Below are 23536 nucleotides of genomic sequence, written 5' to 3' on the forward strand. Positions count from 1 at the left end.
TTTTTATTCGTTTTTTATGTAGGTATAGTGGTATTATTTTATGATTTTATGTAGAAAGGATGATACAACAAAGTCTATTTTCACACTCCCATTACATACCATTTATGATTTTTTACAGTAGGGCATGTTAAAAACATTGTCATAGCAAGCTTTATTCTATATTTTATGAACCTATAAAAGTTTTATCTTTATATTTTTAATATATATAAGATATATATTTATATAAGATTTTAAGAAAAGGGGGAATATTTTAGAGAGGATGGGGACAAACAAAATATTTTTAAATAAAAAAATAATTTATATTATATATACTAATGTTTTCAAAATTTATTAATAAAAAGTTCTAACTACTATACAAATAAAATACTACTAGATAAATTACATATAAGTGTTAAGTGTCTTCTTTAGTAGAGTTATCACAACAAAGAGATTTACATACTATAACAAATTAATAGTCCTTTACAAGGAATGAATTACTGTTGCTTTAGGAAATTAATAGTTATAAACTTATAGGCAAAGTCGAGATCCTCGCTATAAGTTTATAAAAATAGAGTATAAATTTATTATACTTTATTAAATTTTTTATACATGAATAGGAGTGATATTTATGCAACTAAAAAATGTAACACCTATGGGATTAAATGATGATGTATTCAAAACAATTATTAATAAAACTGAAAATACATTTCCATCATTTTTTTTCATTAATCCGTCAGGTAATGTTGTCATACCAAAATATTTGAAGAAGGATATATGTATATATGCAGTTTTCGGTGAAACAATGGTTATAATTGATAATGAAATTGAGATATTAAGGCATCAACAAATATTGTATTTTAATGCTCAGGTGTACATTGAATTGAGAAATAATACAACTGAGAATGTAATTGTATATATCGATGGTGTAAATAAGTAATTATTGATTAGAATTATTATAAATATTTGTGAAATGCTTCACAAAAAATACACAATAAAAAATAGTCATTTCATGTATAGTAGGAGTAGTTGAAAATTTCACATCATTATTTGTGAAATACTTCACATGATTTAAGCTTTTAATTAATAGGCAAGATGAAAACAATAAGTTCCAACATTTTAAATCTATTTTTATAGTGATCTGGAGGCTTTAATATGACAAACAAGACGGATGAAAAAGAAGTACAAGCAATGGTCAACGTAGTAATTAAAGATGAAAATGATGTACAAGAAGTTGTTAATACTTTAGTTGAAAATGGAAAAGAAGCACTAAAAGCACTAGAATCTTATACGCAAGAGCAAGTAGATCATATTGTTCATGAAATGGCACTATCTGGATTAGATCAACATATGCCATTAGCAAAAATGGCAGTTGAGGAAACTGGTCGAGGTGTGTATGAGGATAAATGTACAAAAAATATATTTGCGACTGAATATATTTGGCATAGCATAAAAAAAGATAAAACTGTAGGAATTATTCATGAAGATCCACATGAAGAAGTCATTGAAATTGCCGAACCAGTAGGTGTAGTTGCTGGTGTGACACCAGTAACGAATCCTACTTCAACTACTATGTTTAAAGCAATTATTGCAATGAAAACACGAAATCCAATTATTTTCGCTTTTCATCCATCTGCTCAGCAATGCTCTGTTGCAGCGGCTAAAATTTTAAGAGATGCTGCAATTAAGGCAGGGGCACCGAAAAATTGTATTCAATGGGTCGAAAAACCTTCTGTTGAGGCAACAAAAAGATTAATGAACCATGAGGGGGTTGCACTTGTTCTTGCAACCGGAGGTGCTGGAATGGTGAAATCAGCATATTCTACAGGGAAACCGGCCTTAGGAGTAGGACCTGGGAATGTACCTTGTTATTTAGAGAAATCAGCTCATGTAAAACGAGCTGTAAATGATTTAATTTTATCAAAAACATTTGATAATGGTATGATTTGTGCTTCTGAGCAGGCAATCATTGTAGATAAAGAAATCTATAATGGTGTAAAAAAAGAAATGCAAGACAACAATTGTTATTTTGTTACCGAAGAAGAGAGAATAAAACTAGAGAAGCTTGTTATTAATGAAAATACATGTGCAGTAAATAGTGATATCGTTGGGAAATCAGCACATTATATTGCATCATTAGTAGGCATTAAGGTACCAGAAGATACAAAAATACTTGTAGCTGAAATTAAGGGAGTGGGTGCAAAATATCCACTATCACGTGAAAAATTGAGCCCAGTATTAGCTTGTATCAAAGCAAATTCACAAGAAGAAGGATTTAAATACTGTGAAGAAATGTTAAATTTAGGTGGCTTAGGGCATTCAGCGGTTATTCATTCTACAAATAAAGAAGTACAAAAACAATTTGGTTTAAGAATGAAAGCTTGTCGCCTTATAGTAAATTCACCGTCAGCACAAGGTGGGATTGGTGATATATATAACGCATTTATTCCATCTTTAACATTAGGGTGTGGATCATACGGTAAAAATTCTGTTTCTCAAAACGTAACAGCTACACATTTAATAAATGTAAAGCGTTTGGCGAATAGAAAAAATAATATGCAATGGTTCAAATTACCACCTAAGGTTTTTTTTGAAAAACATGCGACACAATATTTAGCTAAGATGCCAAACATTTCACGAGCATTCATTGTAACGGATCCAGGAATGGTAGAACTGGGATATGTGGACACAGTTACACATTACTTACAACAGCATTTAAATGATGTAAAAGTAGGTGTTTTCTCAGAGGTAGAACCAGATCCATCAGATGAAACAGTATTCAAGGGTGCTGAGATGATGAGAAGCTTCAAACCTGATGTAATTATTGCATTGGGCGGAGGTTCAGCAATGGATGCAGCAAAAGGAATGTGGCTATTTTATGAATATCCAGAAACAAAATTCTTTGGAATCAAACAAAAGTTTTTAGATATTAGAAAACGTACATGTAAATTTCCAACACTAGGGCAAAAAGCACAATTTGTTGCGATTCCAACAACATCAGGAACAGGGTCAGAAGTGACACCATTCGCGGTTATTACAGATAAAAAAAATAATATAAAATATCCACTTGCTGATTATGAATTAACACCAGATGTAGCGATTATTGATCCACAGTTTGTAATGACAGTGCCACCTCATGTAACAGCAGACACTGGAATGGATGTGTTAACACATGCAATTGAAGCATACGTGTCTATTATGGCAAATGACTATACAGATGGATTAGCCTTAAAAGCCATTGATCTAGTATTTAAATATTTACCGAGAGCATATAAAAATGGAAATGATGAAGAAGCACGTGAGAAAATGCATAATGCTTCTGCAATTGCAGGTATGGCTTTTGCAAATGCATTTCTTGGTATTAATCATAGTTTGGCGCATAAGCTTGGACCAGAATTTCACATTCCACATGGACGCGCTAACGCAATCTTAATGCCGCATGTAATTCGCTATAATGCAATTAAGCCGAGAAAACATGCATTGTTCCCAAAATATGAGCATTTTGTGGCAGATGAACGTTATGCATATATTGCAAGAACATTGGGGCTATCTGCAAGTACAGTGGAAGAAGGGGTAGAATCTCTTGTGCAAGCAATTATCAGCCTTGGAAAAGAATTAAATATTAATATGAGTATTGCAGGACAAGGAGTAAAACAAGAAGCATTTGACAATGTTTTGGATGTCTTATCGGAAAGAGCATTTGAAGATCAATGTACACCAGCAAATCCGAAACTTCCATTGATTTCAGAATTAAAAGAAGTATATAAACAAGCATATAAAGGTGTGTAATAAGTTAAGTAGGTATAACTTTTTTAGTTCATAGATTTTGTATTTGATATTTGTAAATATATTGTATATGGGTGTTAAGGGGAAATAAATATTATAAAGAGCTGTGTTCTAAATAGAGCATCTAACAAAAATGCTGCCTAGATGACCTGTATGTAGGTAAGACGGGATTGTACAAAAACTATGTCTAATTATAAGAAGTTAAATCAAGTAATTGAAAAAAAAGAAGAATTAATATCGCTTGTTAAGCAGTATGGATTCACTCATGAAAAGGTAATTTGTTATAGTAGAGAATTAGATTTATTACTAAATGATTTGATGAAATCTAATAGAAATAATAAGTAAATCAAATTTATATAAAAAAGCAATAAAATATAAATATTTAAGATATATTTAAAATAAAAAGCACTCCCCTATAAATAGGAGAGTGCTTTTTTATCTTAATTTCATCTATTTTAGGAGGGATTTTTTTAATGCTAAAAACTTATGCGTGATAAATCTCACAACAAAAATGCACATATAATTTTACAATATAGTATGTAAGTTGATGGGAGGCTTTCTTTTTGATAAATCGTGATTATAATAAAAACCCATTTATTGTAATATGGGAGTTAACAAGAGCATGCGAATTAAAATGTCTACATTGTCGTGCTGAAGCTCAGCATTATCGCGATCCTTTTGAGTTAACATTAGAAGAAGGAAAAAAACTAATTGATGATATATATGAAATGGATAATCCGATGCTGGTTTTTACTGGTGGGGATCCATTAATGCGTTCGGATATATATGATATTGCTGAATACGCGGTGAAGAAAGGTATTCGGGTTTCCATGACACCCAGTGCTACTCCAAAGGTTACTAAAGAAGCGATTAAAAAAGCAAAAGATGTTGGGATTGCTAGATGGGCATTTAGTGTAGATGGACCAACAGCTGAAGTACACGATCATTTTAGAGGAACAGAGGGGTCATTTAAATTAACAATGGATGCAATTCATCATTTAAATAAATTAAAAATCCCTATTCAAATTAATACAGTTGTTTCTAATTATAATTTGAGCGTACTTAAAGATATGGCAAATTTGGTAGAAGAATTAGGTTGTGTGTTGTGGAGTGTATTTTTCTTAGTCCCAACAGGACGTGGTAAAGAGAAAGATATGATTTCACCAATTCAACATGAAAGAGTGTTCCGCTGGCTATACCAGCTAAGCAGAACTGTTTCTTTTGATATAAAAACCACAGCTGCTCAGCACTATAGACGCGTTGTTCTTCAAGAAAAAATGAAGGAAATTAAAAAAATAGATCAAATTATTCAATATAGAGATGTGCTGATGGAAGGGATGACGGACGGAATTAATGGATTTGGACGCGCTCCAAAAGGAGTGAATGATGGAAATGGAGTTGTATTTATTTCTCATATTGGAGATGTATACCCAAGTGGGCTATTGCCGATTAAAACCGGAAATATTAAATCAACACCGATAGCTGAAATTTATCGAAACTCTCCTGTTTTTCAAAGTCTTCGTAATCCAGACAATTATAAAGGAAAATGCGGTGTTTGTGAGTTTCGATATGTTTGTGGGGGATCTCGTTCTAGGGCATTTGCGATGACGGGGGATTACATGGAAAGCGAACCCTTTTGTATATATGTTCCAAAAGTATTGCGGAAAAAGTGTAAGAATTGAGCATGTCTCTTTTTTTAACCTGTTTTATAAATTTTTTTATTGTATATTTCCAGTATTTATGAGCAGATACTTTCTGCTCATAAATACTGGGTTAGTGATGACTAATAATTGAAAAAAAGCAAGGGAATTATACTTATTTTAGGCGTATAATACGTTGATTTGAGCTTCCGCGAAATGGAAGAGTCAAATCTCTTTTTTGGATTTCAAATCTTCCATCAACTAAAACATCTCCATAATGTAACAGCTCAATCATATCTTTGTTTTGTGAGTTTTGTATCTCTTCTAGTGTATAGCCAGTGTAAATCCAAAGATTTTTGTTTAAACTTTTTACAGCCTTTGCAACTTCTTTGACCTCGATAGCTTGAAAAAATGGGTCACCCCCTGAAAATGTTACATCAGTGAGAGGATTTTTGGAAATTTCTTTTATAATTTCTTTCACACTCATCTCGGTACCATTATAAAGATTCCATGATTTTGGGTTATGGCAACCTAAACAATGATGCGGACAACCGGCAAAAAACACAACTGTCCGTAGCCCTTCACCATCTACTACACTATCATGAATAATATTCATTACCTTCATTTATGTTTCACACGATCTGCTTCTTCACTACGCTTTGCATTGTTCCATTTTGACATGTCCCCCACAAGATATCCAGTAATACGGCGAATTCTTTCAATATAATGGTCTTCTATATTTCCACAGCTGGGGCATTCATTTTCAATAACTCCATTATAGTCACAACATTTACAACGATCCACCGGATGATTAATTGAACCATATCCTACTTCATACTGTGCCATTGCTTGAACAATTTGTTTTAAAGCCATTAGATTATGTGCTGCCGCCCCATCTAGTTCAATATACGTAATATGACCACCGTTGCAAAGAGCATGAAACGGTCCTTCTAAACGTATTTTATTAATTGCTTGAATAGGATAATAAACTGGAATATGAAATGAATTTGTATAGTAATCATGATCGGTTACACCTGTAATAGTTCCAAACTCAGCACGATCCTTTTTGATGAACTTCCCTGATAGTCCCTCGGCAGGAGTTGCAATTAAGGTGAAATTCAAGCAATGCTCTTCTGTTGCTTGGTCCATCTTATTTCTCATAAAGGTAACAATTTCTTTTCCAAGTTGCCATGAATCTTTATCTTCCCCATGGTGTTTTCCTGTTAAGGCAACCAGGCATTCCGCAAGTCCAATAAAACCAAGACTCAATGTTCCTTGCTTTAAAATCTCAGTAACTGAGTCTTCTGGTTGTAGTTTTTCTCCATTGCGCCAAATCCCTTGTGAATATAGGAATTGAAAATCTCTTGCCTTTTTTGTACATTGATATGAATATCTTTCTAGCAATTGACGAATGCCAAGTTTGATATAATGATTTAACGATTTAAAAAATCCCTCTTTTGAATCATTTATTAAAGCTAATTTTACTAGATTAATAGAGGTAAATGATAGATTTCCTCTGCCAATTGCTGTCTCCTCACCATGAATATTAGACATCACACGAGTACGACAACCCATATAACATACTTCACTTTCTGGGTGCCCATTATAATACGCTGCATTAAATGGCGCATCTAAAAATGAAAAGTTAGGGAACAATCGCTTTGCTGTTGTTTCTAATGCAAGTTCAAATAAATCATAATTTGGATCTTTTTCTTCAAAATTTACACCTTTTTTTAACTTGAAAATTTGAATGGGGAAAATAGGCGTTTCGCTTTTTCCTAATCCCGCTTGTGTTGCCTGTAGTAATTGTTTAATTAATAACCGTCCTTCCTTTGATGTATCTGTTCCGTAATTAATTGAAATAAACGGAACTTGTCCACCACCACGGCTATGCATACTATTGGAATTATGAATAAATGCTTCACATGCTTGATATGTATCGTTTTCTGTTTCTTTCCATGCAAACACTTCAATTTGTTCTTTTGTTAGTGGATAGTCTTTTAACTTTTTCTTGTTTTTTTCAAATGTTTTCCTCACATAGGGTGCTAAATCTATATCAAACATGGCAAGAGATTGCCCACCATGCTGCATATTTTGATTAGCTTGAAGAATAATAGACGAGAGTGCTAATGCACTTTTAATATCTTGTGGTTGTCTCATATGGCCGTGTCCAGTGTGGAACCCTTTTTTCAGCAATTGTGCTAAAGGGATTTGTGAACACGTGGTTGTTCCTGTTGCATAAAAATCTAAATCGTGTGGGTATAAAATATTTTGATTAATAGCTTCTTTTACTTGTTTAGAAAGCAAATGTTCCCTTACATAAAGTTTTGCGCTCTCTGATGCAAATGTTCCCATCATTCCCATTGGAGATCGACCATCAACATTTGCATTTTCTTGCATTAAGTCTTGATCGTAACTGTTTATAATTTTATCAAAAGTTGTCCATAAAGTATTTTTTTGCTGTTTTACATTGTCTGAGTTGTTCATCAAATTCACTCCATCTCAATATGTAGTATATAACATCGGTAAATAATACTATATACAGTTCTTTTCTGCAATGGTACTAATAAATGAAGTATGTAATCTTTTCTGTTTAGAAGAGATTAAATCTAGAAGTTTATCGTATTACCTTGCTCATAAAAAATAAAAAGATATAGAATGATTCAATTATTTATAGATAAAAATTCTTTTGTTTTAGATTCAAAGAGTGAGGATATCAATAGAGAGTAAAAACACACTGAACAATGTTATATTTTATGAAATAAAAGGTATAAAAATAAAATGCAGTGATTTCACTCACAGTATTTTTTAAAAACATAGTTTATCTTATAAGAGAAGAGTGAGTATGAGAAATTCATTATATTTTACTATTTGGGATGGGTATTCCCTAAATTGGTGGAGTATGATTACCAGTGGGGGGATTCTCTCACTGGTAAAGTTTTTTATCTATAAATTTAATGATATATATGCTACTTATTATCATTCTTACGTAACATTTTGATAAAAAATTAAATGTGAGGTGTGGAAGAATGAAGTTAATTATTCCAAAGCAGCATGGAGCCTGGGGAATGCTGCTTATTCCATTTGTTTTAGGTATTTTAACTGGCAAATGGACATGGTATCATATACCTCTTTTTTTAGCGTGGTTTTTTGTGTATTTAGCTACATATCCCTTATTAATGTATGTAAAACAGCCGCGAAAGAAGTATTATTTATATTATTTTTTTCTTTACTTTGGTGAGGCTTGTATATGTACAGCTATTGCTCTTAGTTATGAATGGCGTATAGTTTACTTTTCTATTATTATGCTCCCGTTTTTTTGTATAAACATTTATTTTTCTAGCAAAAAAAATGAACGAGCTTTATTAAATGATGTATGTGCAATTCTTTTGTTTTGTATAGGGGGCATTATAAGTTATTACTTCACAATGAAAACAGTCGATAAAAATATATTGATAATAGCGACTATAACATTTTTATATTTTATAGGAAGTACGTTTTATGTAAAAACAATGATACGTGAAAAAAAGAATCCAACGTATCGCATTCTGTCATGGTGGTACCATTTATTACTTGTGATTGTTACGCTTATTTTATCACCAACGATTACCATTATTTTTATCCCAAGTTTGATACGGTCTATAGTACTGTATGGAAGAAATATTTCAATCTTAAAAGTGGGGATTTTAGAGAGTATAAATGCTATTTACGTTTTTATTACAACAATAATAGTATTTAAATATTTTGTCTCGTAAAGACTAATAATGATTCATATTGTTTATATTATATTCATATATTAATTCGTTTAGATTAATTGTTGTATTAATGTTTTCTCCAATCCTGGATGTAGAAAGGAATGTATAAATAATGACTTTTTACCAAAAATTAATGCCGTATTATGATGAAATTTTTCCAGAAAATGAAAAACAATTGAATTTTATTGCTTCATATTTACAAGAGGGGGACTCCGTAATTGATGTAGGTGCGGCAACAGGGAATGTGGCTAATGCATTAGTTGAAAAAGGAATGATTGTAACTGCGATGGAACCAGAGAAGAAAATGGCTGATAAAATTTCTGAGAAGGCTATAACCCATAAGGGAAGACTTTTTGTAAATACACTTAGAATGCAGCAAATAGACGATGTGCCTGGGATATTTGATGGTATTTATTGTATTGGAAATACGTTGGTTCATTTGGACAATGTACAGGAAATTACTGATTTCATTCAACGTTCTTTTAAAAAACTTAAGAAAAATGGAAAGTTCATAGTTCAAATTGTAAACTATGAAAAAGTATTAAATCAAAAAAATTTCATATTTCCAGTAATTACGAAAGAACATTTCTCATTCAAACGAGATTATGCAATCGTGAGAAAAAAGGTACTATTTACTGTAACATTAAATACAAGTGGTGAAGAATTCTCAAATAGTATAGAGTTATATCCAATTACAAAAAAACAATTACTTCCCATATTAATAGATTGTGGATTTGAGTCAGTAGAAACTTACGCTAATTTTGATAAAAAAATATATTCACTTGATGGTCCGGCATTAGTAATTGTAGCAACAAAATAAATTTTAAAAACACCTGAGTAGAAAGCTGTTACTCAGGTGTTTTTTTATTAATTTTTTTAAAATGTGATTCTAGTCCTCTTTTAATTATAAAAAAGTTTATATAATTCAGTAGTAAATCGAATCTGATTGAGGAGGAATTGAGTTATATGGGCAAAGAAATTCAGTTAACTAAAGATATATATTGGGTAGGAAAAGTTGATAATAGAGAAGTTCCATTTCATCGTTTAATCTTAGCAAAAGGAACAACTTATAACGCGTACTTGCTAAAAACGGAAAAACCAACAGTGATTGATACAGTTGATATAGAGTTTGGAAGAGAATTTGTAGAATCATTAAGTAAATTAATTGATCCACAAGAAATTCAGTATATTGTAGTGAATCATACAGAACCCGACCATTCAGGGGGATTGGCAGCATTAGCATCAAGAGCTACTAATGCAACGATTGTATGTACAGAAATTGCAGTACCAGAAATACAAGAGATGTATAAACTGCATAATCGAAAGTTTTTAGTAGTAAAAGACGGTGATACATTAGATATTGGTGGAAAAACATTAAAATTTAAAGAAACGCCATATCTTCATACTGAAGAAACAATGATTACCTACTGTGTAGAGGATAAAATTTTATTTCCTTGTGATATTTTTAGTACTCATATAGCAAATGACGAGATTTTCAGTGATAAAGCGAATGTAGATATTACGGAAGACTTTATCGGTTATTATAATGCTATTATTCATCCACATAGAAGATATGTAAGAACATTAATAGAAGCACTAAAAGATTTGGATGTACAAATGATTGCACCATCTCATGGCTACATTTTACGTCAGGATATACAGAAGTATATTAAATTATATGCGGATATGAGTAGAGATACCAATCAAGATAAGAAAGTAACAATTGTATATACAACAATTAAAAATAATACAAAAAAAGTAGCAAATATTATTAAAGAAACTTTAGAAGCAGATAATATTCGTGTATCAGTATTTAACGCTGATAAATCAAAGAAATTAGAGGTTTTAAAGAGTATTCAAGAAGCAGATGCAGTCTTCATAGGATCTTCAACTAGATATGCAGATATGATTGGTAATTTAGAAGAAATTTTAAAAGAAATGACAGAAATGAACCTAGAAGAGAAAATTGCAGCTTCATTCGGTTCATATGGTTGGAGTGGAGAGGCAATTGAAGTGATACAAGATTACCTCAATGAAACAAATATGAATGTACAAAGCACATCAAAAGTTATCAAATCTACAGGTATGACTCATGTTGAATTTCCTATTCGGATTAGATTCTCTCCAAAAGATGAGGGAAAAGTAAAGAAAATCCAACATGCAACAACATTTGTTACAGATTTATTATTGAGTTCTATTTAATAGAAAAATGGAGGTGAAAACATGGAAAAGAATTTTGTTATTATTGGGAGTGGTGTAGCTGCTGTAAATGCCGCTAAAACTATTAGAGAGTATGATAAAGGATCAAATATATTTATTTTTGGTGAAGAGCCATTACTACCTTATAAAAGAATTAAATTATCAAAGGATCTGTATTCAGATTTACACAGTGAAAAAGTGTTAATTAAAAAGAAAAAGTGGTATCAAGATAATCACATATCAGTTTTTATAAATACAAAGGTGGTAAAAATTAATACAGAAGAGCAATTTATTGTTACATCCAATGAAGCGGTATTTTCTTATCATAAACTATTAATTTGTACAGGAGCGAATAATAGAAGATTAGAGATAAATGGAATTAATAAAAAAAATATTTTTACTATTAGGGACATGAAAGAAGTAGATGAGCTTAAAGGTCATTTAGAGGACAAAGAAAGTGTTGTGACCATTGGTGGGGGTGTACAAGGGTTAGAAACAGCATGGTCTATTCTGAAAGCTGGTAAAAAGGTATCCATTGTAGAAGTAGCTCCTTTATTAATGAGAAGACAATTAGATACAAAATCTTCGCTTCTCTTGAAACGAAAAATTGAAAAGGAAGGAGTAAAGGTGTATTTAAATACTTCTATTGATTCTATTCTCGGGAAAGAATCTGTAACTGGCATAAAGATGAACGACAATTCTCAAATTAATTGTGATAGTATTGTTTACTCAATTGGCGTTACTCCGAACACTAAACTTGTACATGATACTGCTATTAAATTAAATAGAGGTATTGTTGTAGATGAGAAGATGAAAACAAATATAGACTCCGTATACGCTGCGGGAGATGTTGCAGAAGTAAATAATGAAATTGAAGGCTTATGGGGGACTGCCTTGGAACAAGGAAGAGTAGCAGGTAGTAATATGGTCTCTAAAACTGCCATTTATAAAAAAGAAATTCCAACCACTATTTTTAACGCATTCAATGTATCTTTATTTTCAATTGGAGTTGTTAATGAAGAGCAATGTGATACAACAATTGTTGAAGAAGACGGTAAGGAGAAGTATACAAGGTTATTTATTAAGGATAATAAAATAGTCGGTGTGATTTCATTAGAAGGAGTTGCTGCATCTATTCCTTACAAATCTGCGATTGAAAAGCATGTATCGTTAGAAGGAATAGATTTATTAAATACAAACATAAGTGAAATAATGAGCAAGTTAAAAGAAAAAATATAAAGCTGTACAAAAAGGAGAGGAAATCATGAAAAAATACATTTGTTTACCATGTGGATATATTTATAACCCAGAGGTAGGGGATCCAGATGAGGATATAGAACCAGGAACAAGTTTCGAAGATTTACCAGAGGACTGGGTTTGTCCTGTGTGCGGAGAAGATAAAAATCATTTTGCACCACTAGATGAATAAGAAGGAAAAAACAATGAGAATACTGCACAGTATTCTCATTGTTTTTTATATTTTTGAATGTGATTCTGGTCACAGAAATATTCTTTAAAAAATTCTATAATAATTATGTAGCAGATACTTATACCGATTCAGCCATTCTCGGTACACTCTATATGGCCCTGACGCCACCCTTTCTCCTCAGGGCCATATTTTTCTATGCCATATCAAAATATGTTTATGAGGATAGTGTATATCACTGTCTTCATAAACATATAGTTGTGATTTGGGTCACTGCAATATTTGATAAAAATGTCTATAATAACCTTGGATATCAGTATTTTTTTAATTCTATAGTTAGAGTAAGGTGAGAAAATATGGACGATAATCATAAAAAATCAAGAGAGCTTTGTCCAAGAAAAGTACTAATTTTTAAGACCCTTTCCGAAGAGGAAATTAGTAATATAGCTTCAATGACAAAACATAGGAAGTTTAAAAAGGGCCAGCCATTAATTCTTGAGGGAGATAAATCAGATACATTATTTATTATTAATAGTGGACAAGTAAAGCTATGTACATTAACTTTTCAAGGGAAAGAGCAAATATTGCATATACTGGCAAGTGGTGAATCCTTTTGTGAATTAAATATATTTAATTATGATGAAAAAAGTAATTTTAGTGCATATGCTATAGAAGATACTCATATCTGTATGCTAAAAAAAGAAAATATGGATTATATAATGGAACGAAATCCAAGTATTGCATTAAAGTTGTTAAAAGTTGTCACAAAACGTTTAGCCAAGATAGAGAATTTAGTGCAAAATTTAGCTACAAACAATCCTGAAGTTAGGATTGCTCACATACTATTGGAGTTTTGTGATAAATATGGCAAAAGTACTGAGGATGGAATACTTATTAACTTGCCATTGACACGAGAGGAATTGGCAAATTATGCGGGGGTAACAAGAGAGACTATTAGTCGTAAATTGAATAAGTTTGAAAGTTTAGGACTCATGGCCTCTGTTGGAAATAAGAAAATAATAATAAAAAATCAGTTAGCTATTAGAAGATTTATCAGTTTCTGACAAAAGCCCCCTTTCTCAGAATATAAAAGAGGAGTTATTACAAATTAGCAAGTATTTTAATTGTATAAATTCTTAAAATCATTATATATGAGGAAATCACAAAAAAGGGAATATGTGTTACCAATCGGTTTAATTGATAAGGTATGGATTTTTTGAGCCACAAAATATCACATGCCTTATAATCAAACTTAAAAAATAAATTTCAAATTATTTTATCTTATATTTTTGATTTATGTGAGGGACACACCTTATGTAACACTCCAATGGTATAGGTGTGTCCTTTAATTTTTATATAATTAATAACGTTAGTGATTCTCATGTAAACTAGATATTATTATATAATAATTATATAATTAAAAATTAGTAATTTTAAGTTTATCTCAAATCTTATAGCTCTGTGTTTTTTTTAGGAATGATAGTTAGGGCTTGTCTGCCTAATTGAACCCATGCTTCTTCAAAATACTTCTTATCAATTCTTTTATTTTTTTCCGTATCTAATGGATCATTAATGTATACATATTGATCGGTGTATCCAGTTAGTAAAACACTATGTTGACGGTATGTAACTTGTCTCTCACCCATATTTGTTTTCCAAGTACGAAATTCATAATCAGGTAGTTTGCGAAAGCTCGCGTTTGTTAAAATCCAAACAGGGTGTTCTCTGTCAATTGCTTTATATAAATCCTCGGGATTACTTCCGGTTAAATCTATAATACAATTCTCTGATATGTATAATTTGGCTAACTCTAAAATCGGCTTAATATGCACACCTAAACCAGGCATATCTATGTCATACATATCTCCAACAAATCCTTCGTCCATATTTCCCATAAATCCATTGTTTTGAAAAGGTACATATTTAATATTTTCAGCTAACTCTAATTTATCAACGGATAGCCCATTAAAATTTAAAAGCATTGCTAAACTTGTCACTTCGCATCCACGTTCTAATTCTGGATTTTGTAGAATTAAAGGGACTTCTAAAGGATTATTCTTTTTAGAATATGATTTTTTTTTATCGGGTTTAACAAGTTTATCCGTCTCATATGTTGTATTTTTAACGCTATTATTTTCACCTTTATGGACTAGAGTTATTATACATAATACCGTGCATAAAATAATTAATAGATACATATTTTTGTGTCGTTGCATTTTAGTATGTCTCCTTAATTAAATTGATACGTTAATTTAGTACGTAATGGGGTTGCAATTGTGTCAATATTAAAGTGTTCTCTTTAATGTGTTTCCAAAGGTTTAAAACTCTTCTTAAACAATTATTAAGAAGAGTTTTTTAGATAAAAGTTATAAAGAATTAGTTTTAATTAACTAAGAAATTATGCAAAAAGAGTATTTGTCTGTACATTTGTTATATGCTCGGCTAATACAGTAGCTTGTGTGTGGAGGGGGGCTGGAAATCCTAATGTAATACCATTGTGTTCAGTGCATTCACCAATTGCATAAATTAATTTATCATTTGTTTGCATATACTTATTAACAACTATGCCACGTTTAACATATAAGCCAGCTTTTTTTGCTAAATGTGTATTAGGTCGCCTACCAATAGGTATTACAATTAAATCGTATTTTTTAATAGTGCCATCTTCGAATTGGATCCCCTCTGCATAGTCTGTACCTAGGATTTTAACCGTGTTTTTTTCCATGAGAAATTGAATCCCTTTTGCTTTTAGCTTGTTACATAGTAATGAACAAGCCAAGATATCTTGTTTTGCCATTAAGTGTGAACTGAAATGAACTACGTGGACGTCTATTCCAAAATCAAATAATTTTTGTGCAATTTTTAGACCGAGCATGCCATTACCAATAATAATAGCTTTTTTTGCATGCTTCTTAATATTTAATAGAAATTGGATTTCTTCAGTTGTTCTAAGTTTATTTACTCCAAATAATTGCAGTCCTTTAACGGGAAAAATAAAAGCAGTAGATCCTGTTGCAATGATGAGTTTATCGTAGAAAACAATACGGCGTTTATCTGTAACAATGACCTCGTCCTCACGATCAATTTCTATTACCTTTTCGTTTGTAAAAAGCTTAATATTATGTTGTTTGTACCAATTATATTGCTTTTGTATTCTATTTTTAATATCTAATTGTAATGAAATAGTGTTTATTTGATTGTAGAGAGGATAGAGTTCATCACTGAAAATAGAAATGCTATACATATTAGGATTTTGTATTAAAATCTGTTCAATACAACGTAAACTAGATATACTATTACCGATTATTACTAAGCGTTTTCGTTTTCTCATATCAATTTCCCCTTTCGATTGTGAAGTATTGAGCAATAATGTCCGTTCATATTATACCAATTTTAAAAACAGAGTGCTTGATATGTAGTTTATTTTAAAATATGTCACAAATTATCTTTATTCGGGTATTGGGATACAAATTGGATCCCAATAAATTCATAGGTTAGAGCCAGATTTTTAATCTAAATTGAATAGGTATATTCGTGTATTATGCAACTTCTAGGATTTAGTGAATATAGCAGATTGCACATCATTTGAATCATTTCGTAAAGTGAGTGTGTTTATTTTGTGAAATGTTGAACAAAATCTTGAAAGTGAATATTGAAACATGTAGTTTATTCTTAGGATTATTTATAATAACCATGGACTAAAGGAGTGTGTAATTTTATGTTAGAACAAGGGATAGCTGATGCTATAAAACTTGCACAAAAGAAGAAACAAATATTAGATATAAACCCAATACAATATTTTGTTCGTGCATTACTAGCCGGCATCTATATTGGATTTATTATAGTATTATGTTTTAAATTAGGGGATTTTTTTCACGTTGTAAATTCACCTGCAACTTATTTAAGTGCTTCTTTATTTTTTGGAATTGCACTTATATTAATAATATATGGTGGAGCGGAATTATTTACTGGGAATACAATGTATTTTACAATTTCGACCTTACGAAAAAAAACAACGGTCTTAGATACTTGTCGTAACTGGGGTGCTTGTTTTTTAGGTAATCTGGTAGGTGCAATATTTTTTGCGTTATTATTTTATGGTACTGGTATTTTTGATCAAATTGAATATGAACATTTGATAAGTAATGTTGTTGAAGTAAAAATGAATACTCCGACAATACAGCTATTTTTCAAAGCTATTTTATGTAATTGGCTTGTTTGTCTAGCATGTTTCCTTCCTTCTCAAGTAAAAGGGGATACAGCAAAAATAATTGTTATGATGTTATTGGTTTTTACATTCTTTTTATCTGGATATGAACATAGCATTGCAAATTTATCGCTATTTGCAATCTCCCTGGTATCGCCACATCCCAATACAATTTCTTTTAGTGGGGCTATTTATAATTTAATTCCAGTTACAATTGGAAATATTATTGGTGGATCTGTATTTGTTGGCATGGTATATCATTATATAACCCAAAACAATCCTACCCCTGAAGAGAAGGGCGATTTAGTTGAATCTCAATGTGAGGAAAACATCCCATTACAAACACAAATAAAAATTTAAGCTACTAATATAATCATTTTTCGTATAAAAATAACATAATTATTTTGAATGTTATTTTTATATCAGTTGGCTTAATTAGCTGGAAATACCGTTTTAATAATTCTTTTAAATATATTTTTTTCTTTTATAAAATATATTATTTGTTTTTGTTAGACATATAAGGGAAGGGAAATATACAAAAAACATTCACAACTTATGTGACTTAAATTTGTTAATATAAAATGCAAGATCACATGTCGAATTTATTACAGAAAACTCTAAAAAATTAGTGGGAGGTTTATTAGAAAATGAATTTTGAAAAAGTTTGTTTGGTATAGAAGTGCTTTTAGGGGGTTATTGCTAAAATAGGTGAGATAACCTTCGATATACAAAATTAAAATTTGCAGTAATTAGATTTGAATGAAGATAGTATAAGCATGAATGTCATTATGAGAAGTGATAATCAGTTAATGAATCTTAATAAAAATGTAAGCGTTAACAATTTTATTTGACTAGATGTATAAACTAGATTTTTCACAGAATATCAATGAATCTTTGGAATGTAGATAAAGAAAAATTATCTTATCTAGTGAAGCTATACATAATATTTTTTTAAGTTAAATAAAAAATAAAGTTGGAGCAATATTTGCTGGAAATACATATGAAAAGGAATTTAAGTTTAACTATTTGGTATTGAACATTAATGTATTTCGAATTCATTATTTGTTTATTCAAAATCAATTAAATCTCTTTTTATTAGAATAACAACAATGCACAAAAACATAACATAAATAGTGAGGGATCTATAAATGAATAAAAATATTAATCGTGTAGTTTTAATTGGTACAGGGGCCGTAGGGTGTAGTTATGCATATTGTATGATTAATCAGGGGTTGGCAGAAGAATTCGTTCTTGTAGATGTAAATGAAGCAAGAGCAGAAGGAGAAGCAATGGATTTAAGTCATGCAATTCCTTTTTCACCATCACCAACAAAAGTATGGAAGGGTAGCTGTGAGGACTGTAAAGATGCACAAATTGTTGTAATAACGGCCGGATTGCCACAGAGACCAGGTGAAACACGTTTAGACTTAGTTGAAAAAAATACTAAGATTTTTAAAGAAATTATACGTAATGTCATGTCAAGCGGATTCGATGGTATTTTCTTAATTGCAACAAATCCAGTGGACATTTTAACATATGTAACTTGGAAAGAATCTGGATTGCCGAAAGAACGTGTAATTGGTTCAGGTACAACACTTGATTCTGCACGTTTCCGTTACATGTTAGGAGAATATTTTGAGATCGATTCTCATAATGTTCATGCTTATATAATTGGTGAACATGGTGATACGGAGCTTCCGGTTTGGAGTCATGTGTCAGTGGGCGTTCAAAAGCTACAAACCATTTTAGAAAATAAAAGTCAGTATAATCAAAGTGACTTAGACGAAATTTTTGTTCGTTCACGTGATGCGGCCTATCATATAATTGAACGTAAGGGAGCAACCTGTTATGGAATTGGAATGTCTTTATTACGTATAACAAAGGCAATTCTACATCATGAAAATAGTGTATTAACAGTATCTGCATACCTTGAAAATGAATATGGTCATAATGATGTATATATAGGAGTTCCTGCTGTTATTAATCGTGAAGGTATTCGAGAAATTATAGAAATTGAGTTAAATGCGGAAGAAAAGTTTAACTTTAATCATTCTGTACATACATTAAAAGATACCATGTCACCAATACTATAAGATGAATTTATCGTATAAAATTATGTCGAATATATAAATACTTAGCAATAGTTTAAAGGGACCTAATCTAATATACTCTGAAAGCAAATAGTATAGAAAAAATGTTTGTTTAAATAGAAATAAAGTACTTTCATCTTGTAAAGAATCATTTTATAAACATTATTAAGAAATTAAGATTCTGTGCGACATTAGTTCATAACATATCAAGATTGAACGTTTTTAGAAGCGACATAATTATTTATAGCTAAATATGTTATGATTTTCACAAAAGATTGATACCTTTTGTGCATAGTTTCCTTTAAGTCACTAAAGACAGATATATTTGATTAAATAAAAAGCACTTTTTTAGAAGTTTAAGGAAGTGCGTTTTTATTTGTTAATAAACATTAGAAATCTATTAAATTACATACATTTATGGAAGAGAGTGATTTCTATGTGCATCTGGCTATCGTTTAATTACATTCTTATTGGACGTTTATAAAACAACGAGCATACAGTAGGAAATGTGAAAATTAGGGGGATAATAGAGCATACAAAGTTGGTAATAAACCTTAGGAAAAGGAGGGAACGAGATGAGAAATTTCTTTGAAGAAAAATATACAAATTTAGAATTTAAAAGAGAACTAATAAATATTATAAGTAAAATCAGTGAATATAAAGGAGCAATATCAGCATATCAAACTCAAAAACCTGAGATATTTAATCTTTTGGAAAAGAATATATCACTGCAATATATTAAAACTTTTCCTAATATATATGAAAAGTTTACATTCTCAAATAAACAGTTAAAAAAATTATTTGTTCATCATGCTAGCCCTCAAACATTGGAAGAGGACGCTTTATTTTGTTATTGCAAAACATTAGAACTTGTGCAAAAAGAAAACCACAAATTACCTATTAAACCGCAAACAATTCAAGAATTGCACTTCCAATTAATGAATTATTCAACTTCTGAAAGTGGTAATTGGAGAAAAAGCGAACTTGTATTATCTTCTATTCCAAAGTTAAAAGATCAATTCAAATTACGTACAGTTGTTTTATATGATATGGTTCCGCAATATTTGTATCATCTATGCGAACAATATAATGCATTAAGGGCTAAAGGGAATTTTCATCCGCTCCTACTAATTCCTCAATTTATCTTAAATTTCCTATGTATTTATCCATTTAATAAAGGGAATGGCAAGTTAGCAAAAATATTAATTCAATGGTTATTAATTGAAAGTGGATTTACATTTGTAAAATATACATGTATAGATAAATATTTCAAAGAATATGAATCAGATTATTATGATGCTCTGTATAAATCTGCAGCTCACTGGTATCAAGGCGATCATAATGTAGTTTTCTGGATGAAAAATTTTTTAGATATTGTTTTAGTTGCATATAAAGAATTGAATTATGTAATAAAAAATTGTATTAGCACTCATACTAAAAGAAAAAGAATTGAAAAATACATAGACAGACAAGATAATCCTTTTACTAAAGAAAATATTCGAAACATGTATCCAGACATAAGTGAAAGTACTATAAATAAAACATTACACGCTTTAAATTCACAGGGATACATTAAATTAGTTTCTAAAGGTAGAAATGCAACATGGATAAAGCGTAAATTAACTTAGGGTAAAAAACTAGAACACTGGCAAATAATAAACAAGGAGAACCCAAAAAGGGTTCTCCTTGTTTATTATTTGTTAGACTAATGCATCTTTTAGAAGGATAAAGAAGTAAAATAGACTATTTATTAATTGCAATCTAATCATAAAATTTTGTATCACATCTTTAAGAAAGACGGGTCTACTCGTTATGATTTTCTAAACCAAATTGTCCCTTTTTACGCATAGTGTAATAAATAGGGAGGCCGAGTGCAGTTAGACCTATTCCACATAAAGCTAGCAGAGGTTGAGTGAATAAGGTATTAATAACAATGAACAATCCGCCAATAATAGCAACTAATGGTATAAAAGGATACAATGGAACTTTATAAGGTCGCACAAGTTCGGGTTCCCTTTTTCGTAAGATGAATACAGCAAGAAATGTCATTGTGTAGAATATCCATATTACAAATACCAACATATCAGTAAGAGTATTGAATCCGCCGACGGCCATCATAATTATTGAAATAAATAGCATAAATAGACCAGAATTATAAGGGACCCGACTATTTTTAGATAGTGTAGCAAACCATTTACTAAATGGTAGTTTGTTCTCAATAGCCATGGCATAAGGAATTCGCATTCCTGTCATAATATAACCATTAATCGTTCCAAATACGGAAATTAAAATGCCAATGGTAACTAGTTTTCCTCCCATAGCTCCAAAAAGAATTGTAGCTACTTGAGAAGCGGGTGTATCAGTACCTGCGAGCGATGTTGCAGACATGACCATTAGGAACGCGACATTAATTAATAAATACACAACCATTACTGTTGATAATCCTAATACGATTGCTTTAGGCAAGTCTTTTTTAGGGTTTTTCATTTCTCCAGCAATATTCCCTACATGAATCCATCCATCATAGGCGAACATTGTTGCGAGTAAACCAGATCCAAGGGCAGATATCATAGATTTGTTCGGCCCTGCCTCAATTGGAAAAAGCTGAAAAGTAACGTCACTTTTGTGTAGTAATCCAAAAATAATAATCAATGCTAGTGGAAGCAATTTACATATAGTCGAAGCCATTTGGATACCGCCAGCCGCTTTAGCTCCTAAAAAGTTCATAAGAGTTACAAATGTTGCTGTGATAATTGCAATTGCGATAATTAGCATTTTGTGTTCATTAACATTTAGGCCAAATAAACTAACCGTTTGTGTCCCGAAAATAATAGCAAGAGCTGCAATATTTGCAGGGAAGTATATGACAGTTTGTGCCCAGCCAAGCAAGAAAGCAGTTAAGTTTCCATAAGTCCTCTTTAAATATGCCATCATTCCCCCCGTTTCAGGAATAGCGGCGGATAGTTCAGCAGCAGTTAGTCCTGCGCAAACGGTTAAGATACCACCAATGACCCATGCAAGTAATCCTAGGCTAGCTGTTCCTGTTACTCCATATAATGCAGTGGGCTTGAAAAATACTCCGGCGCCGATAACGGTACCAATAACTGTGGTTAATGCTGCAAAGAAACCAATATCCTTTTTTAGTTGTTGTTGTGACAAAATAATCACTCCCAATTAGAAAAATATATAAATTCTCTTATGAATTCTTTATCCTGTTTGTTAAATTATTTGATAGTATATCCTGTATCCATACAAATAGCCGCCCCTCATCCTTACCAGCTAGAGAATTTGAATACATTTCAGATACTAAATAAAAAAGAAATTAAACGTATAAGTAAAGAAAGTTTAATTTCGCCTCAAATCATGTGAAAATTTTCACATGATTTGAGGCGAGTAAAATTCCATGAATTATACATTAAAAGAAATTCTTTAATTTAACTCGAAACATGAAGTTAAAAACGAGATTTCTTTTATATGAATAATAAGGATAAATGAGGTATTTTAATATTTTGATATAGTAAAGTGGTAAATCAAAATTCAAAAGAGAAGATATATTCTTGTGAAGAATATCACAAAGTATTGAGGGGTTCAATCATATTTTCGATATAAAATACAGAAAATCAACTAAATAAAACATTTTGTGAAATGTTTCACAAAATTGTTGACCTCTTATTTTTACTAATGGTATCTTGTAGGTGCAATCCAATGTTATAAATTAAATTATATTTGAAAAATATTTTAAGGGTGAATATTTTGAATCTTATATTTATCTGACAATAATTAATTTAATTTATAACTCACTCTAAAAAAGGATGTGTAGATATGAAAATTGGTGTAGTGAAAGAGATAAAAAAAGGGGAAGCTCGTGTAGGGATGACTCCAGAAAATGTTCAAAAATTAGTTTCAGCTGGAAATGAAGTTTTAGTACAAAAAGATGCTGGATTAGGTTCTGGTTATACAAATGATGAATATATAAATGCAGGAGCAAGCATAGTAAATCAAAGTCAGGCATGGGATGTTGATATGGTAGTAAAGGTAAAAGAACCACTACCTGCAGAATACCATTACTTTAAAAAGGATCTAATTGTATGGGGCTTTTTACATCTGGCTGCGTCGAAAGAGTGTGTAGAAGCGATGAGAAAAGCTGGAACTACTGCGATTGCTGGTGAAACTATTAGTGAGGATGGAAATTTAGCATTATTAAAACCTATGAGTGCAATTGCTGGAAGACGTGCGGTATTTATGGGAGCTTATTATTTAGAAAAACAACATCAAGGAGAGGGGGTTTTATTATCAGGTATTGAGGGAATCCCAGCCGGAAAAGTTGTAATCCTAGGTGGAGGGAATGCTGCAACTAATGCCTGTGATATGGCAATTGGAATTGGATGTAGTGTTACAATCCTAGAGGTTAATCAAGAAAGAATTGCATATTTAAGAAAGCAATACGCAACAGAAGA

General features: G+C 31.1%; 19 protein-coding genes. 14 read left to right on the forward strand and 5 right to left on the reverse strand.

Features of this window, described 5'->3' with window-relative positions:
* Positions 1-607: 607 nt before the first annotated feature.
* The 4 genes from QO049_RS25930 to QO049_RS25945 all read left to right on the forward strand — a co-directional run bounded on the left by QO049_RS25930 (position 608) and on the right by QO049_RS25945 (position 5444).
* Entirely contained in the window at positions 608-916 is a 309-nt protein-coding gene (locus QO049_RS25930) for a hypothetical protein (RefSeq protein ID WP_284489624.1), read from the forward strand.
* 251 nt (positions 917-1167) lie between these two features.
* Positions 1168-3765, forward strand: coding sequence for a bifunctional acetaldehyde-CoA/alcohol dehydrogenase (gene adhE, locus QO049_RS25935; protein ID WP_284489634.1), 2598 nt, complete (start codon positions 1168-1170; stop codon positions 3763-3765).
* Positions 3766-3945: 180 nt separating this feature from the next.
* Positions 3946-4107 (forward strand): aspartyl-phosphate phosphatase Spo0E family protein, encoded by a 162-nt coding sequence (locus QO049_RS25940; protein ID WP_080451699.1) that lies wholly within the window; start codon positions 3946-3948, stop codon positions 4105-4107.
* Positions 4108-4325: 218 nt separating this feature from the next.
* Entirely contained in the window at positions 4326-5444 is a 1119-nt protein-coding gene (locus QO049_RS25945; RefSeq protein WP_284489625.1) for a TIGR04053 family radical SAM/SPASM domain-containing protein, read from the forward strand.
* Between the two features lie 133 nt (positions 5445-5577).
* Here QO049_RS25945 and nrdG read toward each other — a convergent pair whose 3' ends face one another.
* Both nrdG and QO049_RS25955 read right to left on the reverse strand, forming a co-directional pair.
* Positions 5578-6027 (reverse strand): anaerobic ribonucleoside-triphosphate reductase activating protein, encoded by a 450-nt coding sequence (nrdG, locus tag QO049_RS25950; protein ID WP_284489626.1) that lies wholly within the window; start codon positions 6025-6027, stop codon positions 5578-5580.
* Positions 6024-7889, reverse strand: coding sequence for an anaerobic ribonucleoside triphosphate reductase (locus tag QO049_RS25955; protein ID WP_284489627.1), 1866 nt, complete (start codon positions 7887-7889; stop codon positions 6024-6026). The genes nrdG and QO049_RS25955 overlap by 4 nt, the downstream gene beginning before the upstream one ends.
* Positions 7890-8431: 542 nt before the next feature.
* On the opposite strand from QO049_RS25955, the gene QO049_RS25960 reads away from it, so the two are divergent.
* From QO049_RS25960 to QO049_RS25985, 6 genes are all read left to right on the forward strand, one after another.
* The gene (locus tag QO049_RS25960; RefSeq protein WP_000766863.1) at positions 8432-9157 is read left to right on the forward strand and encodes a YwiC-like family protein; all 726 of its coding nucleotides are present in this window, start codon (positions 8432-8434) and stop codon (positions 9155-9157) included.
* A 112-nt stretch (positions 9158-9269) separates the two neighbouring features.
* Positions 9270-9977, forward strand: a complete 708-nt coding sequence (locus tag QO049_RS25965; RefSeq protein WP_000145190.1) for a class I SAM-dependent methyltransferase — start codon at positions 9270-9272, stop codon at positions 9975-9977.
* A gap of 146 nt (positions 9978-10123) precedes the next feature.
* Complete coding sequence (locus QO049_RS25970) at positions 10124-11359, forward strand: FprA family A-type flavoprotein (RefSeq protein WP_284489628.1); 1236 nt, start codon at positions 10124-10126, stop codon at positions 11357-11359.
* Between the two features lie 21 nt (positions 11360-11380).
* Positions 11381-12595, forward strand: a complete 1215-nt coding sequence (locus QO049_RS25975) for an NAD(P)/FAD-dependent oxidoreductase (RefSeq protein WP_284489629.1) — start codon at positions 11381-11383, stop codon at positions 12593-12595.
* A gap of 25 nt (positions 12596-12620) precedes the next feature.
* Positions 12621-12785 carry a rubredoxin gene (rd, locus tag QO049_RS25980; RefSeq protein WP_000759867.1) on the forward strand — a complete coding sequence of 55 codons (165 nt, stop codon included), beginning with the start codon at positions 12621-12623 and terminating at the stop codon, positions 12783-12785.
* Between the two features lie 353 nt (positions 12786-13138).
* Entirely contained in the window at positions 13139-13846 is a 708-nt protein-coding gene (locus tag QO049_RS25985; protein WP_284489630.1) for a Crp/Fnr family transcriptional regulator, read from the forward strand.
* A 387-nt stretch (positions 13847-14233) separates the two neighbouring features.
* Here QO049_RS25985 and QO049_RS25990 read toward each other — a convergent pair whose 3' ends face one another.
* Positions 14234-14998 carry a C39 family peptidase gene (locus QO049_RS25990; RefSeq protein WP_284489631.1) on the reverse strand — a complete coding sequence of 255 codons (765 nt, stop codon included), beginning with the start codon at positions 14996-14998 and terminating at the stop codon, positions 14234-14236.
* 182 nt (positions 14999-15180) lie between these two features.
* On the reverse strand, positions 15181-16113 hold the full coding sequence (locus QO049_RS25995; protein ID WP_284489632.1) for an FAD-dependent oxidoreductase: 933 nt from the start codon (positions 16111-16113) through the stop codon (positions 15181-15183).
* A gap of 387 nt (positions 16114-16500) precedes the next feature.
* Here QO049_RS25995 and QO049_RS26000 point away from each other — a divergent pair, with 387 nt between their 5' ends.
* The 3 genes from QO049_RS26000 to QO049_RS26010 all read left to right on the forward strand — a co-directional run bounded on the left by QO049_RS26000 (position 16501) and on the right by QO049_RS26010 (position 20707).
* Complete coding sequence (locus QO049_RS26000; protein WP_016083475.1) at positions 16501-17349, forward strand: formate/nitrite transporter family protein; 849 nt, start codon at positions 16501-16503, stop codon at positions 17347-17349.
* Between the two features lie 788 nt (positions 17350-18137).
* Positions 18138-19082: an L-lactate dehydrogenase gene (locus tag QO049_RS26005; protein ID WP_098212948.1), complete on the forward strand. Its 945-nt coding sequence runs from the start codon at positions 18138-18140 to the stop codon at positions 19080-19082.
* A 572-nt stretch (positions 19083-19654) separates the two neighbouring features.
* Complete coding sequence (locus tag QO049_RS26010; protein WP_284489633.1) at positions 19655-20707, forward strand: Fic family protein; 1053 nt, start codon at positions 19655-19657, stop codon at positions 20705-20707.
* A 175-nt stretch (positions 20708-20882) separates the two neighbouring features.
* On the opposite strand, the gene QO049_RS26015 is transcribed toward QO049_RS26010, so the two are convergent.
* Complete coding sequence (locus QO049_RS26015; protein ID WP_087964769.1) at positions 20883-22238, reverse strand: APC family permease; 1356 nt, start codon at positions 22236-22238, stop codon at positions 20883-20885.
* 663 nt (positions 22239-22901) lie between these two features.
* Between QO049_RS26015 and QO049_RS26020 the strand changes: the two genes are divergently transcribed.
* Positions 22902-23536, forward strand: a 635-nt coding sequence (locus QO049_RS26020) for a Rossmann-fold NAD(P)-binding domain-containing protein (protein ID WP_481748639.1), incomplete at its 3' end; no start/stop codon positions are given.

This window comes from Bacillus sp. RB3, assembly GCF_030164735.1.
GTDB classification, from domain to species: Bacteria; Bacillota; Bacilli; order Bacillales; family Bacillaceae_G; genus Bacillus_A; species Bacillus_A cereus.

Bases quoted from the DNA above. Each gene is read 5' to 3' on its own strand.
- QO049_RS25930 (WP_284489624.1), top strand. From the start codon at position 608: ATGCAACTAAAAAATGTAACACCTATGGGATTAAATGATGATGTATTC.
- adhE (WP_284489634.1), top strand. From the start codon at position 1,168: ATGGTCAACGTAGTAATTAAAGATGAAAATGATGTACAAGAAGTTGTT.
- QO049_RS25940 (WP_080451699.1), top strand. From the start codon at position 3,946: ATGTCTAATTATAAGAAGTTAAATCAAGTAATTGAAAAAAAAGAAGAA.
- nrdG (WP_284489626.1), bottom strand. From the start codon at position 6,027: ATGAAGGTAATGAATATTATTCATGATAGTGTAGTAGATGGTGAAGGG.
- QO049_RS25955 (WP_284489627.1), bottom strand. From the start codon at position 7,889: ATGAACAACTCAGACAATGTAAAACAGCAAAAAAATACTTTATGGACA.
- QO049_RS25960 (WP_000766863.1), top strand. From the start codon at position 8,432: ATGAAGTTAATTATTCCAAAGCAGCATGGAGCCTGGGGAATGCTGCTT.
- QO049_RS25965 (WP_000145190.1), top strand. From the start codon at position 9,270: ATGACTTTTTACCAAAAATTAATGCCGTATTATGATGAAATTTTTCCA.
- QO049_RS25970 (WP_284489628.1), top strand. From the start codon at position 10,124: ATGGGCAAAGAAATTCAGTTAACTAAAGATATATATTGGGTAGGAAAA.
- QO049_RS25975 (WP_284489629.1), top strand. From the start codon at position 11,381: ATGGAAAAGAATTTTGTTATTATTGGGAGTGGTGTAGCTGCTGTAAAT.
- rd (WP_000759867.1), top strand. From the start codon at position 12,621: ATGAAAAAATACATTTGTTTACCATGTGGATATATTTATAACCCAGAG.
- QO049_RS25985 (WP_284489630.1), top strand. From the start codon at position 13,139: ATGGACGATAATCATAAAAAATCAAGAGAGCTTTGTCCAAGAAAAGTA.
- QO049_RS25990 (WP_284489631.1), bottom strand. From the start codon at position 14,998: ATGCAACGACACAAAAATATGTATCTATTAATTATTTTATGCACGGTA.
- QO049_RS25995 (WP_284489632.1), bottom strand. From the start codon at position 16,113: ATGAGAAAACGAAAACGCTTAGTAATAATCGGTAATAGTATATCTAGT.
- QO049_RS26000 (WP_016083475.1), top strand. From the start codon at position 16,501: ATGTTAGAACAAGGGATAGCTGATGCTATAAAACTTGCACAAAAGAAG.
- QO049_RS26005 (WP_098212948.1), top strand. From the start codon at position 18,138: ATGAATAAAAATATTAATCGTGTAGTTTTAATTGGTACAGGGGCCGTA.
- QO049_RS26010 (WP_284489633.1), top strand. From the start codon at position 19,655: ATGAGAAATTTCTTTGAAGAAAAATATACAAATTTAGAATTTAAAAGA.